Origin of the sequence: Conexibacter sp. S30A1, assembly GCF_023330665.1 — a bacterium.
Lineage (GTDB): Bacteria > Actinomycetota > Thermoleophilia > Solirubrobacterales > Solirubrobacteraceae > Palsa-465.
The window spans coordinates 3443238-3458291 of the sequence record NZ_CP097127.1 but is presented as its reverse complement, the minus strand read 5'-3'; the positions used below and the strand labels follow the sequence as shown (position 1 = coordinate 3458291).

Annotated in this window: 23 protein-coding genes, 1 tRNA gene and 1 pseudogene; 16 read left to right on the top strand and 9 right to left on the bottom strand. The window is 66.1% G+C overall.

What is annotated here, in order from left to right:
- Window positions 1-195 precede the first annotated feature (195 nt).
- The 3 genes from M3M54_RS16675 to M3M54_RS16665 all read left to right on the top strand — a co-directional run bounded on the left by M3M54_RS16675 (window position 196) and on the right by M3M54_RS16665 (window position 2201).
- A complete protein-coding gene (locus M3M54_RS16675; RefSeq protein WP_249020142.1) occupies window positions 196-1341 on the top strand; it encodes a histidine kinase in 1146 nt (381 codons plus the stop codon).
- On the top strand, window positions 1338-1967 hold the full coding sequence (locus M3M54_RS16670) for a response regulator transcription factor (RefSeq protein WP_249020141.1): 630 nt from the start codon (window positions 1338-1340) through the stop codon (window positions 1965-1967). Before M3M54_RS16675 ends, M3M54_RS16670 begins: the two co-directional genes overlap by 4 nt.
- 87 nt (window positions 1968-2054) lie before the next feature.
- Window positions 2055-2201: a hypothetical protein gene (locus tag M3M54_RS16665; RefSeq protein ID WP_249020140.1), complete on the top strand. Its 147-nt coding sequence runs from the start codon at window positions 2055-2057 to the stop codon at window positions 2199-2201.
- A gap of 115 nt (window positions 2202-2316) precedes the next feature.
- On the opposite strand, the gene M3M54_RS16660 is transcribed toward M3M54_RS16665, so the two are convergent.
- Together M3M54_RS16660 and M3M54_RS17115 are read right to left on the bottom strand one after the other, a co-directional pair.
- A complete protein-coding gene (locus tag M3M54_RS16660) occupies window positions 2317-2568 on the bottom strand; it encodes a DUF2442 domain-containing protein (RefSeq protein WP_249020139.1) in 252 nt (83 codons plus the stop codon).
- Window positions 2540-2778, bottom strand: a pseudogene (locus M3M54_RS17115) (DUF4160 domain-containing protein). The gene M3M54_RS16660 and the pseudogene M3M54_RS17115 overlap by 29 nt, the downstream one beginning before the upstream one ends.
- Window positions 2779-3075: 297 nt before the next feature.
- Here M3M54_RS17115 and M3M54_RS16650 point away from each other — a divergent pair.
- From M3M54_RS16650 to M3M54_RS16630, 5 genes are all read left to right on the top strand, one after another.
- A complete protein-coding gene (locus tag M3M54_RS16650; RefSeq protein ID WP_249020137.1) occupies window positions 3076-3330 on the top strand; it encodes a hypothetical protein in 255 nt (84 codons plus the stop codon).
- Between the two features lie 280 nt (window positions 3331-3610).
- Window positions 3611-3862, top strand: a complete 252-nt coding sequence (locus M3M54_RS16645; protein ID WP_249020136.1) for a hypothetical protein — start codon at window positions 3611-3613, stop codon at window positions 3860-3862.
- 140 nt (window positions 3863-4002) lie between these two features.
- Complete coding sequence (locus M3M54_RS16640; protein ID WP_249020135.1) at window positions 4003-4248, top strand: type II toxin-antitoxin system Phd/YefM family antitoxin; 246 nt, start codon at window positions 4003-4005, stop codon at window positions 4246-4248.
- A gap of 228 nt (window positions 4249-4476) precedes the next feature.
- A complete protein-coding gene (locus M3M54_RS16635; RefSeq protein WP_249019411.1) occupies window positions 4477-5826 on the top strand; it encodes a transposase in 1350 nt (449 codons plus the stop codon).
- Window positions 5823-6194, top strand: coding sequence for a PIN domain-containing protein (locus M3M54_RS16630; RefSeq protein ID WP_249020134.1), 372 nt, complete (start codon window positions 5823-5825; stop codon window positions 6192-6194). Before M3M54_RS16635 ends, M3M54_RS16630 begins: the two co-directional genes overlap by 4 nt.
- 145 nt (window positions 6195-6339) lie before the next feature.
- Here the strand turns inward: M3M54_RS16630 and M3M54_RS16625 are convergent, their stop codons facing one another.
- A complete protein-coding gene (locus M3M54_RS16625; protein WP_249020133.1) occupies window positions 6340-6729 on the bottom strand; it encodes a VOC family protein in 390 nt (129 codons plus the stop codon).
- Window positions 6730-6929: 200 nt separating this feature from the next.
- Between M3M54_RS16625 and M3M54_RS16620 the strand changes: the two genes are divergently transcribed.
- Both M3M54_RS16620 and M3M54_RS16615 read left to right on the top strand, forming a co-directional pair.
- The gene (locus M3M54_RS16620) at window positions 6930-7115 is read left to right on the top strand and encodes a hypothetical protein (RefSeq protein ID WP_249020132.1); all 186 of its coding nucleotides are present in this window, start codon (window positions 6930-6932) and stop codon (window positions 7113-7115) included.
- Window positions 7116-7621: 506 nt separating this feature from the next.
- Window positions 7622-8095, top strand: a complete 474-nt coding sequence (locus tag M3M54_RS16615) for a hypothetical protein (RefSeq protein ID WP_249020131.1) — start codon at window positions 7622-7624, stop codon at window positions 8093-8095.
- A gap of 112 nt (window positions 8096-8207) precedes the next feature.
- Here M3M54_RS16615 and M3M54_RS16610 read toward each other — a convergent pair whose 3' ends face one another.
- Both M3M54_RS16610 and M3M54_RS16605 read right to left on the bottom strand, forming a co-directional pair.
- Window positions 8208-8708, bottom strand: coding sequence for an N-acetyltransferase (locus M3M54_RS16610; RefSeq protein WP_249020130.1), 501 nt, complete (start codon window positions 8706-8708; stop codon window positions 8208-8210).
- The gene (locus M3M54_RS16605) at window positions 8705-8980 is read right to left on the bottom strand and encodes a DUF1778 domain-containing protein (protein WP_256465800.1); all 276 of its coding nucleotides are present in this window, start codon (window positions 8978-8980) and stop codon (window positions 8705-8707) included. Before M3M54_RS16605 ends, M3M54_RS16610 begins: the two co-directional genes overlap by 4 nt.
- A 213-nt stretch (window positions 8981-9193) precedes the next feature.
- On the opposite strand from M3M54_RS16605, the gene M3M54_RS16600 reads away from it, so the two are divergent.
- The gene (locus M3M54_RS16600) at window positions 9194-9412 is read left to right on the top strand and encodes a hypothetical protein (RefSeq protein ID WP_249020128.1); all 219 of its coding nucleotides are present in this window, start codon (window positions 9194-9196) and stop codon (window positions 9410-9412) included.
- 15 nt (window positions 9413-9427) lie between these two features.
- On the top strand, window positions 9428-9718 hold the full coding sequence (locus M3M54_RS16595; protein WP_249020127.1) for a hypothetical protein: 291 nt from the start codon (window positions 9428-9430) through the stop codon (window positions 9716-9718).
- Window positions 9719-9867: 149 nt separating this feature from the next.
- On the opposite strand, the gene M3M54_RS16590 is transcribed toward M3M54_RS16595, so the two are convergent.
- Together M3M54_RS16590 and M3M54_RS16585 are read right to left on the bottom strand one after the other, a co-directional pair.
- Window positions 9868-10242: a transcriptional regulator gene (locus tag M3M54_RS16590; RefSeq protein WP_249020126.1), complete on the bottom strand. Its 375-nt coding sequence runs from the start codon at window positions 10240-10242 to the stop codon at window positions 9868-9870.
- The gene (locus M3M54_RS16585; protein WP_249020125.1) at window positions 10239-10622 is read right to left on the bottom strand and encodes a hypothetical protein; all 384 of its coding nucleotides are present in this window, start codon (window positions 10620-10622) and stop codon (window positions 10239-10241) included. Before M3M54_RS16585 ends, M3M54_RS16590 begins: the two co-directional genes overlap by 4 nt.
- Window positions 10623-11232: 610 nt before the next feature.
- Between M3M54_RS16585 and M3M54_RS16580 the strand changes: the two genes are divergently transcribed.
- Complete coding sequence (locus M3M54_RS16580) at window positions 11233-11826, top strand: TetR/AcrR family transcriptional regulator (protein WP_249020124.1); 594 nt, start codon at window positions 11233-11235, stop codon at window positions 11824-11826.
- 301 nt (window positions 11827-12127) lie between these two features.
- Here M3M54_RS16580 and M3M54_RS16575 read toward each other — a convergent pair.
- A tRNA-Thr gene (locus M3M54_RS16575) sits at window positions 12128-12200 on the bottom strand.
- Window positions 12201-12385: 185 nt separating this feature from the next.
- Here M3M54_RS16575 and M3M54_RS16570 point away from each other — a divergent pair.
- Genes M3M54_RS16570 through M3M54_RS16560 form a run of 3 tightly spaced genes read left to right on the top strand, consistent with a single transcriptional unit; the run spans window position 12386 to window position 14284 of the window.
- On the top strand, window positions 12386-13090 hold the full coding sequence (locus M3M54_RS16570) for a hypothetical protein (protein WP_249020123.1): 705 nt from the start codon (window positions 12386-12388) through the stop codon (window positions 13088-13090).
- 51 nt (window positions 13091-13141) lie between these two features.
- Window positions 13142-13927 (top strand): LLM class F420-dependent oxidoreductase, encoded by a 786-nt coding sequence (locus M3M54_RS16565; RefSeq protein WP_249020122.1) that lies wholly within the window; start codon window positions 13142-13144, stop codon window positions 13925-13927.
- Between the two features lie 18 nt (window positions 13928-13945).
- Entirely contained in the window at window positions 13946-14284 is a 339-nt protein-coding gene (locus tag M3M54_RS16560; RefSeq protein ID WP_249020121.1) for a hypothetical protein, read from the top strand.
- A 2-nt stretch (window positions 14285-14286) separates the two neighbouring features.
- On the opposite strand, the gene M3M54_RS16555 is transcribed toward M3M54_RS16560, so the two are convergent.
- Entirely contained in the window at window positions 14287-15045 is a 759-nt protein-coding gene (locus M3M54_RS16555) for a hypothetical protein (RefSeq protein ID WP_249020120.1), read from the bottom strand.
- Window positions 15046-15054 lie beyond the last annotated feature (9 nt).

Sequence of the window (15054 nt, the reverse complement as noted above, 5' to 3'; positions counted from 1 at the left end):
TCCTCGGTTTGAGCCAGTCTTGCGAACGACCGCACAAGGATCCGACAATTCACCCGCGCGCACCAGCCGCCGAAAGGATGGTCCTCGCCCGACCTAAGTAGGTCTGAACATCCGTAGTCTTCCTCGATCTTCAGGGATCGATTACCGACGAGCTGCAAATGGCGCGTGCCTAGACTCCGTCCACCGGTAGGCGCCATGAACCTGCAGCGTTCCGATGACCTCTTGGCGTGTTCGGTGGGCCTGCAGTCGACACCCGCCGGGATCATCCGTGCCGCCGTCGACGTGAGCAGAACGATCCTGATGGCCGACAGCACGTTTGCGGCGATCAGCGACGGCTCGGGTCACTATCCGATCACGATCATGAGCGGAATCAAGGACCCCAAGTTCAGCGCGATCCACGTACGAGCTGGCGCAGGACTGGGGGGTCAGGTGCTGGTACGCGGAAGGCCGCTCAGCATCGCCGACTATGCTCACGACCCGACGATCAGCCGTGACTTCGTCCATCTCGTGGCAGAGGTTGAGGGTATTAGCGGGATGGCGTGCGTACCGCTCGTCGGTCCCGCCGGCTTGGAGGCGCTGCTCTACGTCGCCTCCAGAGTCGCGGAATCACCGGGCGACGTGGCGATCGGCACGCTGGACCGCGTCGCGACCTACGCACGGCTGGGTCTGCAGCACCTTGCGGCCCGTGAGCGTGAGCTCGAGCTGGAGCGCTTGCGTGAGCGTCAGCGGCTGGCCGGCGAGCTCCATGACTCGGTCGCCCAGATGCTGTTCTCGATCGGCGTGGCTGCTCACTACTCACGCGGCCAGCGGGATCCCGAGACCCTTCTGGCCGCGATGGAGGACATCGAGCTGACAGCCGCCACCGCGCGCAGAGAGTTGCGAGAGACGCTTGCGCGCCTGAGCCAGACCGAAGACAGGATCGGCTTCGAAGCGCGCGTGGAAGGCGAGGTTCGCCTGTTTCAGAGAACCAGCGGCTGCGCAGTGACGATCACGCGTCACGGGGATCCGCGCGCGCTGCCCGAGCCGGTCGAGACCCTGATTCTGGACACGCTGATCGAGGGCCTGCGCAACGCCGTCAAGCACGTTGCAGCCAGACTGGCGATCGCCCATTTCGGGTACGGAGCCGGTCAGGTGATGCTCACGCTCCAGGCGCAGCCCGGCGCGCCGTCGACGCAGGCCGCTCGCGGGGGCTGGCCAGCCTCTGGCTCCGGGTCGGGAATCGAGTTGCTCAAGCAGCGTGCCCGTGACCTGCGCGGAAGCTTGGAGCTCGAGACCCAGCCCGACGGCATCAAGGTGCTGAAGCTGGAGCTGCCGACGATCCGAGGAGCATCGACAGGTTGAACGCACTGATCGTCGATGACCACATGGTCGCCAGGCGAGGCCTGCGAACGATCCTGCATGAGAGCTTCGTCATCGAACGCTGTGACGAGGCCGACAACTGCGAGGACGCGTTGAGGCTTGCTGCCAGGGAGCGGCCCGATCTGGTGCTGGTCGACCTGCACATACCCAAGTCCATGCCGGCCAACGAGTTCTGCCGGCAGCTTCGCGCGCTGCTGACGGCGGCGCGCATCGTGATCGTTACCGCCTTTGACGGCCTCCCGGAAATCCGTGACTGCTTCGCCGCCGGTGCCGACGGATGCCTGTTGAAGGACACCTCGGAGGTGGATTTCACGGCCGCGCTCCGGAGCGTTTGTGCAGGCAACGCGGTGCTCGACACCAGGATCGCGCAGCGGTTGGCGGGCGAGCTGGTCGGGGGTCAGTCTCAGGGGGAGCGTATCCGTCTGACGAGCCGTGAGCGCGAGGTCCTGCACCTGCTCGCCGAAGGGTGTTCCAACCGTGCGATCTCGGCGCGTCTGCAGCTGTCCGAGGCGACCGTCAAAGGGTATGTCAGCAGCCTGCTTGAAAAGCTCGGCGTCTCCTCTCGGCTCGAGGCGCTGGTGCGTGCCTCAGATGCCGGCCTGATCTGAGCAGCCGGCGATCATCGAGCCCGTCATGCGGCTGCCCGTCTCATACGCGCACCCGGCAAGGACGTGCCGCATTCCCAGGCTGGGTCGGTGGGTGGCGCGCTGTTGGCTGAGCAGAACGACGAGTGGGCCCTCAGCCGCCGCTGCCTCTCGTTTGAGTCGATCGCGCTCGTGCTGGCCACTCCGGGCGACACGGCCAGCGAGCCGGCGGTGCCGGAGCTCCCCGTTGCAGCCTGACCCCACGACGGCACGCACGCGACTGCGGAGTGCTTCTAAGTCGCCAAGGCAGTCGTCGCCGCCAGGCCGTCGATACGGCGGAAGCGATCGCCGACGCTGATCACCCCGCGGTTCGCTACAGCACTGATTTGAGCGGATAACGCTCCGGGTGCTCAATCGAGTCGAGCCCCAAATCGACGTCGAGCTCCGGCCAGTAGAAATGCTCTGGCGTCGGTCGCTCGAGTCGAAGAATTGCCTCGACCGGAGCCTGTTTAAACCATGGAAACTCATCGAACGCGAGAAACAGCTCACGTCCGTCCACCAGCATCCAAAAGCCATGCTGGGAGATGTTCGTGACTTCAGCCGTCGAAGTGGCGCTGCCAGGCATTTCTGATCTCCTGCTCGTGAGCGACCACCAACTCTAGGACGCGCTTCAAGTCCTGATCGCTCAGGCGATAGCTGCGAGCGAGCTCGATCTCGGCTCGATCCAGAACTCGGCCTCGCCATCAGGAGATTGCACGTGGACGTGAAGACGCTCCTCTTCGCGCGAAAAGAAGAAGAACCGGAAGGCGCCATCCCGAAAGATCGTCGGGCTCATGCCGACGACGATGCCAAACGCGGCGGTACACGCCTCGTCGCCGATGCAATCGTGAGGCGTGAGAACCTTGTGCGGCGATAGCGATCGCGCATCGGCCGGTGCGGGCGCTAGAAACATGCCGTGCCCCGTCCGTTGTCGAAGTCAGCGCTTGAGCGTCTTGGTCGACGCCTCGTTGTCGACGAGCCTGACCGTGTCACCATCGAGCAGCTTCATCTACGGCTCGCAGCGTATGGTCCGGTTCTCGCGGCGGCCGTCGAGTCAGTGTCTGCGGGCGTCGCGCAAGTGCCGAGCGCGCGGGTGAAGAACGCGGGAACGATCATCGAGAAGCTACGCCGCAACGGCGGACATACGCTTGGCTCGATTCACGATCTCGCCGGCATGCGCCTTGTTGTGCATGGCGGCCGCGGCGAGCAGGATCGTGTCGCTGATCAGGTTGGCCGGCTGTTTGCGGACGAAGTCCGGCGCCCGCGGCTGATCGATCGCCGGCAGCATCCGATCCAGGGCTACCGAGCACTGCACGTGATCGTGTATCCCGACGGCTACCCGATCTAGGTTCAGATTCGGACCGAGTGGCAGCACCTCTGGGCGGAGTGGTTCGAGCGGCTCGCCGATCAGTACGGCCGCGGAATCCGCTACGGCGACCCGCCGATTGGTGGCCGCCAGTCAGCGCAAGAGATAGTGAAGTCATTGATCACGCTCGCAGACCAGATTGCTGAGGCAGAGGAGTCAGGAAGTGCGCCCCCGCTTAACGCTGTGGCCCTTGCGCTTGCGGGCGCGGTCATCGAATGGCTTGGTTCGCGCCCACAGGGGCAATGAGCCCTACCATTTGGCCATGACGCACTTTCTCCTGGTCTACGATCGCCGCGCCGGCAGGCTGCTGCAGCAGCGGGAGTTCGCGACCGACGCAGACGCTCTCGCAGCTCGGTTCGCCACCGAGGCCGAATATGGGGTGCAGCAGAACGTCGAGATCCTCGCGATCTCAGCGGCGTCCGAGGCCGAGCTCAGGAAGTCCCACGGCCGCTACTTCCTGAGCAGCCAAGCGCTCGGCGAACGCCTGGTCGGGGCGGAGCGATCGGCGGCGTGACCGCCGGACCGCTCTAACGCGAACCTCTCTGTCGCCAAAGCACTCGCTTCCTCTGGAGACCGTCGACGTGAAAGTGATCGTGTCGTGAGAGCGAGGTTGGAGCGCGCGCGAGCCGATAGCACTTCTGCTACCGTCGTGGCGTGACCACTATCCAGCAGAAGCAGCTTCGTAACGAGGTCGGCGATGTGCTTCGTCGCGCCGAGGCGGGAGAGGAGTTCATCGTCACCGTCGCCGGGCGTCCGGTTGCGCAGATCGGACCGCTGCGGCGCGATACCTGGGTGCCCACGGGGCGGCTGCAGGATCTACTCAAGCTGCCGGCGGATCCAGCTCTGGCGGCCGACCTGGAAGTCTTCCAAGCCACCTTCGCTGATCCGTGGAGCGGCTGATTCTTGACACCTCGGTGCTGACTCGGGTTTCGCACTTTTGGGCCTGTAGCGGCATAGCGGCGTAGCAGGTGGTGGTGGACGGGGCCGTGGCGGGCTGGTGTGGCCTGTTGGCGCGGTGTCGGGGAAGGAGCATCGGCGGCTTGCGCGAAAGCGGTTGCTGTCAACATAACCCGTCCGTCGCGGCCAAGGGGAGGCACGCTGCGCGGCTTCTCTTGGAGGCTGCCGCCGATGCTCTGCGTCCCATCTTCGCTGAACGAGCTGCTTGTCCTGTTTGAGTCGTGTTTCACCCGTCCCACGTTTGAGACGTTCCGGGGGGTGTTGGTCGGTCAGGTCTCGCAGACCTCTCTGCGGTGCGTGACCGGGATGCTGACAGGCTCAAGGCTGTCGGGGGTGTGGCATCACGCGCGTTGCCACCGGTTCTTCGCCAATGCCCGCTGGTCCGTGGACGAGCTCGGGTTACGGCTCGCCTGCCTGATCGTTGAGCGGTTCACAGAACCGGGTGCGAGCGTGCTGGTCGCGGTCGACGACACGCTCCTGAAACGCAGGGGACGCCGGATCCACGGCACCTTCTGGCATCACGACGCGACCGCCAACAGCCGCTCAGGCTCGGTCGCGTGGGGGAACAACTGGATCGTGGCCGGGATCTGTGTCAAGCTGCCGTTCCTGCAGCGCACCGTATGTTTGCCGGTCCTGTTCCGGCTCTGGCAGCCGCGGCGCGAACAGTTCGTCAAGCAGCACAAGCCCGATCCTGAGCGGCCCGGGAAGGTCAAGCTGGCCAGGGCGATGGTCTGCCTGCTCGCCAAACGGCTGCCGGATCGCCAGATCAACGTGGTCGGTGACAGCGCCTACATCAGCCAGGCGTGGCGTGCTGCACCCAAGCGGGTGACGATCACATCGAGGCTGCGTAGCAACGCGGTGATCTACGCCCCTGCGCCGCCGCGCACCGGCAAACGCGGCCGGCCACGCAAATGGGGCAAACAGCTTGAAAGCCTTCAACAGATCGCAGCCGACCCCGCCACCGAATGGGTAAAGACGACCGTCAGGCGCTACAGCAAAACCGAGACGCTCGAGCTGGCTGAGATCAACTGCCTGTGGGAGCCGCTCGGCGCCGAAACCCCGGTCCGTGTGATCCTCGTCAAAGACGACACCAAGCCGTGCGGCTACCAGATCGCGCTGATCACCACCGACCTTCACGCCACCGCCGCGCAGATCGTCGAACGCTACGCAGACCGCTGGCCGATCGAAGTCGCCTTCCAGGACGGCAAAGAACTGTTCGGCGTCGGTGATGCCCGCAACCGGACCGAGAAAGCCGTGCAACGGACCGTCCCATTCCAGTTCTTGGCGATGGACCTCACGATCATCTGGTACGCGCTCTACGGACATCACCCCGACATCGTCACAGAGCATCGCGCCCGCGCCCCCTGGTATGTCTCCAAGACCACCCCATCATTCCAGGACATGCTCGCCAAGCTACGACGAGTGATCATCGCCACCCAATTTCAACCCGAACAGGCCCGAACCCCCACAACCCAGGAAATCAACCAAGTCCAGCAAGCATGGGCAGCCGCCGGCCTATGAACTGCGAAACCCGAGTGCTGATCGACCCGGTCGATTTGCCCGAGGATGCGCAGGCGGCGATCAGCGCGGTCTCCATTGCCGAGCTGCACTTCGGGCTGCTGGTCGCCGACGAGACCACGCGTCCGTTGCGAGCCGCGCGACTGGGACTGATCGAGTCACGCTTCAGCCCGCTACCGCTCGATGACAAGGTCGCTCGCGAATGGGGGCGTCTACAAGCCGCCGTCGCCTCGCGCGACGCGAACCCTCGCAAATGCTCAGCGGACCTGGCGATCGCAGCAACAGCAAACGTTCACGACGCGACCCTCCTGACGCGCAACCTCAAAGACTTCACAATCATCGAGGACCTCGTACGCGTCTCGGGCGTCTGAGCCGTCGCCATGTAAGACACCAACGCGCGCTAACCGCCGCGAGCGCTTTTGTAGTTAGCACCGTCACGCGGCACGAGTGGTTCGGCGACTTCTGGAGCTACGCGGCACGCTGTTTGATCCGTCTCGCGCGGAGCGCGCTGCCTGGCTACATGGTGACTCTGCCCTCGTCATCCAATCCCCAGCCGGGATTGTGCGCGACCTCCCACACGTAGCCATCGGGGTCGGCGAACGCGCCCGTCGTTCCGCCCCACTCGGCAACCGCGCAGTGCCGTTTGATCGTCCCGCCGGCCCGTTCAGCCTCAGCCAGCACGACCGCAACCTCAGCGGGGGAGCGGACGTTGTGCGCGAGCTCTACACCGGGTGCGCCATGACCGCCGAGAGCGGTCCAGAGACCGAAGACCATCCCGCCCGTCTGAAAGAAACAGACCTCATCGTCAGGCTGTTTGGCCCCACGCCAACCGAGCGCCTCGTAAAACGCACGCGCTCGGGCAAGGTCGCTAACCCCGAGCGTCACGACACTGATGCGCTGTTCCATGATCAAAGCATCTCACCTTTCGAGGCGGGCGCGGTTCCTGTTCGCGATCGCTTCCACGCTTACGCCATCACCAAGAGCACGAGTCCTTTGACGACCAGGCGCGCGTCCTGGTTCTGGCGAATTGCGCGTCTGCTGGGGCGATTCTCGCCGGGTTGCGCTTTCGTGACCGCGCGGGCATCTGCTGAGGTCACGAGCGCGTCGTGAGCTCAGCCTCGAACACAGCGGCGAGTCCTGATCAGGCCTGGTTTTGGACGGGTGAGTGGCAGTCGATGGAGCGTGAGGCTGAGGAGGATCACCTCGCGGGCCGGGCTACCGCCTACGGCAGCGACGAGGAGTTCCTAGCGGCGCTGGACGCGCGCACCAAGCCGCTCGATGCCAACGCGTGAGGTGCTTGCGTCGTTCTGGCGCGATTGGGTCAGATCACTCGCCCGTCCGCGCCCCACATCCCCGATAGCTGCCCGCGTCCCGCGACTCGCCCGGTGGCGAGTGATCAACAGCGGCAGCGCAGCGGTCACAAACGCGCGACGGCAACCAGCTCGGCCCCTGACCCGCGGCCTTCGTTGCAAGCCGTTCCTCAGCACCCCGGGTTCTCTCGTTATTTCGTGCATCCCCCCTGATGCCGGATCACAGTGACCACGCCATGCCGAAACAGAGCGACGCTCGACAGGCGTAAGCATCGCAGCCTGCCCGCAGATACCGGGCCAGCATGCTCGAGACTCACGGTGTTCGGCTGCCTCAAGCGCCCCACTCGCGATCCCGGTACACCGCAGCGAGCCCTGCTTACAGCATCACACGCGAATCTAGGCTCGAGAGACAACCGACATGCTTGGCGCGGACTGGAGGGCTGCTGCCGCTCTATGACGGTCTCGCTCTGAGGGATAGGATCGGCGCCGTGAGCGCGGTTACTCGTCTGTTGGATCGTGAACTCAGACCGGTCGAGAATCGTTCGCGCTGGCTTGCCTGGGGGATCGCGCTGCAGGCTGTCGGTGTCGGCATTCCGACCACCGCCGCGTTGAGCCGCGCGAACAAGGACGGCGTCGGCGGAACGCTCACGCACTACACAATCCGGCTGGTCTGGCATGAGATGCTCCGCAGTCGTGCCGACATCGCGCTGATCGCGCTCGGGGTTGCCGTGTTCGCCGCTGGAGGGATCGTGCTGGCCCGACCGTTCGTCAGGCGCCCGATTGCGCTGTTCGTCGTTACGCCGCTGGCGGCCACCCTCGGCTTCGCCGTGCTCGGCGTGATCGCCCTGCTGTGCGCGGCTGTGATCGCGCTCGCCGAGTCTCCAGGAGACGTCAACTGGGCAGACCTGCTGAACAACGTCAACTGGCCGAGCGACGGCGATCACCGCAACCGACGCAGGTAACCAGTCTCGCTCCTCTCAAACCACGCGCATCTCAGCCGGCGGAGCTTTCGTTCTGCTTCGCGCGGGTTGTGCGCGTTCGGGCGAGCGGTCGTGGGCGCCGGACCCAGCGGCTTTACTGCGGCAGCGAGGTGCGGATGTCGCTGATTTTGCGAAACAGTCGGTGCGGGTTCTCGGGGACGTCGATGAAACCCCACCGTCTGTAGAAGGCGGCGGCCTGTTGGTCGATGGCGTCAACAACGACGAGCCTTGCCGCGGCGGTGTCGCTGGCGGCGACGGCGAGGCGTAGCGCTTCTGCCAAAAGGCGGCTGCCGAGCCCTTGGCGATGGTAGCGCCGGTCGATGGCAAGTCGTGCGATCAGGATCGTCGGAATCGGATAGCGCGGCATGCCTCTCGCGTAGCGCCTCGGTGCGGCCTCAGGACGGATCGATCCAGTTGTGAGACTCACATACCCGGCAACAGCGTCAGCCGAGGTGACGAGGTAGGTGCGCGCCAGGTCAGCCTTCTGGCTGGCCATCGCGTGATCGATCAGCCATCGATCAAGCTCGGGGTTGCCGCACTCAAACCCGCTGAGATCCTGGCCCGCGCTCAGCGGGACCAGCGACAGCCCACTCACGTGCTGCTGATTGGTGGCAACCCGAGCAGCTCATCCAACGCAGGGACACGCTCCCCAGGTTCATCCAGTGCGGCAGCGAACGCAGCAAACCCGCGGTCGCTCATCACCAGGTGGCGGCGTTCATCGAGCACCGACCGCGCCCGCCCCTCAGCGGCGCTGAGCAGAAACGCAGAGACGGTTTGTCCAGACGCCGCGGCGGCTTCACGGATGATCGCGTCCTGTTCATGTGTCACGCGAACATCGATCCTTCGGGAACGTGTACCTGTCGCCATGTCCGGACATTGTACCGACATCCTGCACGAACGCGACCGCTGCCGCGAGGCGCCCCAGTCGCGCTTTCGCTTCGCCTGAGGTGTCTTGAAGCACCTGCCGAGATGCGCGCTTAGCGCGGATCTCGCGCGCGTGTCTGAGGTCGCGGCTCACGACCTTGGATTCCTCGAACAGAAGATGTTGACGACGGCATCTAGACAAGCTAGCTTGTCTAGATGAGGATAGGTGAGCCGGCGCGCAGGCACGGAGCCTCGGACGATGACATCGAGCATGCGATACGAAACGCGATCCGCCAGCACGTCGCTGACGAGTTCGCGATGCTCATCGGCCCCGCGAGGGACGGCACTCTCCTTGAGATCGGGATCCTCGACCTCGAGGGCGAGGATCCGGTCGTCATTCATGCCATGCCAGCGCGACCGAAGTTCCTGCCATAGAGGACGGTGACCACGATGACCAAGCACACCGACGAAGAGATCAACGAGGCGGCCGCACGATTTGAGCAGTGGGCCGATGAGCTTGATCCCGCCAAGCTCGACGACGTCAGTGACCTACGCGCAATCGCCACCGCGGCCAGCGCAATGCGAGCCGACGAGGCAAGGCTCCGGGAGGCGGTTCAGATCGCCCGCGCCCGCGGCCACTCGTGGAACCGGATCGCAATCGCGCTCGGAGTATCTCGACAGGCAGCGCGGCAGCGCTACGCCGAGAAGACCACTGCCCGATCCGCGATCAGCAACCAGTAGCTGACACCTGGACACCCAAAGACCCGCAGTCGCGAACCGGTTTTGCTGCCACGACGCGATCGCCAGGGCTCAAGCGAACAGTTGCGCTTTGCGCGGATAGCGCGGCCGGTGCCGCCAAGGTTGGTGCATAGGTACCGGTGGTCGGCTACCTACGCGATCCGGAGGTCGACGGCGACTTCTCGACGCGCATGCTGGCGCTCTGGGCCAGGGGCGTCGGATGGCTCCTCGGCTATGGCCGCTGCGGCGGCGATCGCTTGCAGCGCAGCCAGGTGCCCGTGCAAGGCCGCGCGCCCCGGCTTGGTGAGTGTTACCTGCCGCCGGGAGCGTGAATTCGCTCGCACGCGGGACACCTCCACGTACCCGGCTGCGGCGAGCGCTGAGAGGTGCTTGCTCAGAACCGAATCTGAGATCTCCAGGCTGTCGCGTACGTCGGAGAACGGCAACGACCGTACCGGTGAGAGCATCGCGCATATTTGTAGACGCAGGGGCGCGTGAATCAACTCGTCGAACGCTGCTTCGCTCACCGCTGCCACGCCCGAGAGGCACGACGCCGATAGGAAGCCTGTGCGGCGAACAGGCAGGCTGCGACGATCACGCTCACGGCGCCACCGAGCACCCAGCTCGCAAGCGCCGTATTGCCGTGGCTGGCGAGCATATGGGGATCGACCACGCCGCCAACAAGCACCGCAACACAGATGAGCGTCACCTCTGTGATGTCCCACTTGGGCTTCGGGATCGAACCAAGCGGACGCCACCCATTACGAGCCGACACTCTCAGAAGCTCAGCGAGGAACCACACGACCGCGACGATCGACACCACATCTCCCGGCCCTTTGAACTTGGGCGTGATCGTTTGCGCTCCGCAGAAGACGCTCAACGCGAGGATGAACCCCGCCGGGAGCATCGCACGACGAGCCGATGCGTCGTGTGCCCGACGAGCGGCCCGTAGCTGCGCTCGGGCCGAGGCGGGCGGGACCGAACCCGACGACTGATTTTCCATACCGGAAAGCTAGCACACAACTTGCCGGTACGGAAAGTCACGCGAGCTTGTACGTCTCGATGCGCACGCCGAGTTGCGCTTTCACGAGGGCGCAAGCATCTCGCGCGATTACGGTCGGAGCCTCGTTTGCCCGGCAAGGAGGCAACTCGCTGACTATCGCTTCCGTGCTCGCGTACACGCGACCGACGCGATGCCTTTGGCGACCAGGAACCACTCGGCCCGGAGGCACGCAATTGGCGAAACTCGGGTGCGTCGGGCGGTGTCCTGAGACACCTGCCTCGAGCGCAAACCAGGTGAAGGGCGCAGGCGTCCTGCTGTCGTCGGGATAGCAGGGCAGTCGGCACGATCCCTCCGCCGGCGACCGCGCCGGTTGGCGACTGGCGACGAGCGCAACTGTCGCTCGGTGCCGGTCATGACCTGAGTTCGCGCTCGGACAGATATTCGAGTGGAGTCGTTCGGCGGGCTCCATCGGGTCTCCATACCAATAGTATTGAATACCGCTAGTATGGAGGCTGTGACCTCCACCCGGACCCGCCCCACCCGCGCTCAGACGCGCGATCGCATCCTGCGCGCGGCCGGCGAGGTGTTCATCTCGCGTGGGTACGACGGCGCATCATTGGACCAGGTCGCCGCTGCCGCGGGATTGACCAAGGGTGCTGTGTACTCGAGCTTCTCCGGGAAGGACGAGCTGTTCTTCGCCTTGGTCGCGGATCGGCTCGAGCAGCGCCTCGCGGCCGTCGCCGACGCCGTCGACGGGCAGCGCGATCTGCAACAGCTGTTTGAGTATGCCGAGGATGGCCTGGCAGCGCTGTTCACGACCCAGCGGGACTGGCAGCTGCTGTTCATCGAGTGCTGGGCGCGCGCCGTGCGCGACCCCGAACGAAGCGCGGAATGGGCCGGCCAGCGGCGTGCCGCTCGGGCTGTGATCGCCGGCTTCGTCGAGCGTCACGCGGCCGCGGCGGGCGACCCGCTCCCCGTCCCCGCCGAAGACCTCGCGGTCGCGGCGATGGCGCTGTCTAACGGCTTGGCGATGGAGTACATCGCGGACCCCGAGTCCGTGGACCCTGGCCTCTTTGCACGGATGCTCAAGCAGCTGGTCAAGGCATGAGGATCCACGCGCTTCCCATCGGCCACGTCGTGCTCAGGCAGTCATTCCTCTATCCCCGACTCGGGGTCCGGCGACGCCTTGACCTGTTCCTCCCCGGACCCTGGTCAGAACCGATGCCGATCCGCGCTTGGCTGATCGAGCACGATCAAGAGCGCATCCTGATCGATATGGGCGAGACCGCGGAGGTCAGGGACGCGCCGTTCGCGCGCCACACCGTCACGCCCGAGGACGAGCTGCCGTCCGCCCTGGACGCCGTCGGCCTGGGGTGCAAGGACGTGACCACCGCCGTCGATTCCACCAGAGCCCTCTGTCGGACTCGAACCGACGACCCCTTCCTTACCATGGAAGTGCTCTACCAGCTGAGCTAAGAGGGCAGGCCCGCTCAGAGTAGCGTGCAGCCACGCAGGCCGCCAGCGCGAGAACCGCGCCAGCGCCGTGCGGGCCCGCCGCACCGCCGGACCGCCCCATCGGGCCGACCCGACAGCATCGACCCGCTCGCCCAGCCCCGCATGGCACACTGGGGTCGGTCGCCCGTCAGGGAACCCCGGAAGACCAGCAGTTGAACGCAAACCCCGACCACATCTCGCTCGAGCAACCCCGCACGATTGGCGAGATCGTGCGTGCGGCGATGGGCATCTACGCACGCCGGCCGCTGCTGTTCCTGACGCTGACCGGCGCGATCGTCGTTCCCTACGAGGTCATCTTCGCGCTGGTCTCGGCGGGCAAAGGCAGCGGCACCGCCGCCCTCCTGCTGCTGCTCGGGCTGATCGATCTGGCACTGGTGAACCCGTTCGTGACGGCACTCGAGACGCAGGCGCTGGTCGACCTCGGCGACGGCGTGACGCCCAGCTTCGGAAGCGTGTTCGCCCAGGCGCTGCGTGTTCTGCCGGTCGTCGCCGCGGCCGAAATCGTGGCCGGGCTCTCTGAGTTCGTGGGCTTCATCTTTTTCGTGGTGCCGGGCATATATCTGGCCGTACGCCTGGCGGTGGCAGCGCCCGTGGCAGCAGTCGAGCAGACCAACTGGTTTGACGCAATCGGACGCACAATGGCGCTCACACGGCGCAACTTCTGGCGCGTGCTGGGGCTGCTCGTGATCCAGGGCTTCCTGACCTATCTGGTTGCGGTGATCATCGGCGACGGCAACACGCTGGCCTCGACGACCATCGGCCTGCTGTTCGCGGTGCTCGCCCAGTCATTCACAACGCTGCTAATCAGCCTCCTCTACTTTGACCTGCGCGCCAGGGCGGCCCCGGCCGCACCGTGAGCCTCCACCCCGGCCCGAACCCCGACCAACACCACGAAAGGAGCCGCCCGCGTGCCCGTCCGCATCGGTGTCCAAGTCCAGCCCCAACACGCCGACTTCGCCAAGATGCGCAGCACCTGGCAGGCCGCGGAGGAGCTCGGCGCCGACACGATCTATACCTGGGATCACTTCTACCCGCTCTCTGGCGAGCGGGACGGTAAGCACTTTGAGGGCGTCGTCTCACTCTCGGCGCTGGCCGCCAGCACCCAGCGCGCACGGGTGGGAGCGCTGGTGTTCTGCAACTCCTACCGCAACCCGCAGCTGCTGGCCGACGTCCACCGCACGGTCGACCACCTCTCCGGGGGTCGCGTGATCTTCGGGATCGGCGCCGGCTGGTTTCAGCGCGACTACGACGAGTACGGCTACGAGTTCGGCACCGCACCCGACCGCCTGCGAGCTCTCGCCCGCGACCTGCCGCTGATCAAGGCGCGCCTGAGCAAGCTCAATCCTCCCCCGCTCGGCGAGCTGCCGATCCTGATCGGCGGCCGCGGCGAGAAGGTCACCCTGCGCCTGGTGGCCGAGCACGCGCAGATGTGGCACACCTTCGTCGACAGCGTCGAGGAGTACCTTGGCCTCACGGCCATTCTCGCCCAGCACTGCGAAAAAGCCGGCCGCGATCCAAATACGATCGAGCACGTGCTCGGCTCCTTCAGCGACACGCTGGGACTCGCCGATGATCTCGCTGACGCCGGCGTGGCCGAGCTCACATTCCGCGTGAGCGGCCCCGATTACGACCTTGGCGAGCTGCGCGAGGCGATCCAGTGGCGCGACCGCTACAACGCCACCGCCGCTGCCTGAAGAACCCACACACCACCAATGCAGAGCCGCGTTCCCACCTCCCTGCTCGCCGCCACGGGCCTGATCGCCGGCTTCGGCGTCGCAGTGGGCACCGGCTCACGTCCGCTCGGCGGCCTCGTGATGGCTGCCTTCGGCCTGACCTGCATCTACGTGTGGGCGAGGCGCGACGGACGCGCGACCGCAAGGCGCCTGACGCTTGTCGGCCTGGCGGCGTTTGCGCTCTCGCACGTGATCGGCCTGGTGATCGGCGCCTGGCCGTCGGTGCTGCTGGTCTCAGCCGTCACCGCGTGGTTCTGCTGGCGCTGGTCTGACGCCAAGCTCCGCGCTTCAGCTGCTGGCCCGCTGGCCAGCAGCTGACCTCACCGCGCCCCGGGCTCAAACAGCGCCCCGTCGAGCACCGTGCGGCCACCGAGCGGCTCTGGCAGGGCCACGCGCACCGGTGTCTCATGCCTTCCAGCCCGCCCGACATAGCCGGCCAGCGGCCTCACGTACACACGCAGCAGCAGCACCTCGGTGTCGATGTAGAGCTCCGGCGCCAGCAGCCGCTCGGCCACGGGGGTGCCGCTGGCCATCGTCCGCTCGGTCACGAGAATGTGCAGCACCGGCGAGTCGGGGTCGAGTCGGATGGTCCGGTCAAGGCGCCAGGACGATGCCCGTATACCGTCCCTGACCGCCCGCAGCGGCCGCGAGTTGGAGGCGCCGAGCGGTTCCCAGCGCCCACCACGCGCACGCCTCACCGCGACGGTCAGCAGGTGCGGTGGCGCCCCACGGCCGAAGAGCGCCTGCTCGTCGTCACGCGCCAGCTCGCGCCATCCGTCCAGCATCACCTCGGGCGGAAGCGGCGTCGGCTTCGCCCTGGGTCGCAGCAAGCGTGCTGGCTGCGCGAGCTGGCGGCCGCGGTCGATCTGCACGAGCAGCGCCGTCACGGCAGCGTCCTGCGGATCGAGCGCCGCCGCTGCGCGCGTCAATCTCGCTGGCTCGAAGGGCAGCCCGCCGCCGTCACTGATCAGCCCCGGCAGGGCTGCCCCCGGGATGGTCTCGAGCAGCGGCGCGGACGCCCACGCGGCGGCGTCAGGCGGCCTGGGCAGCGACCGCTCGCCCTCAGGCACCGCGGGCACGCTGGCCGT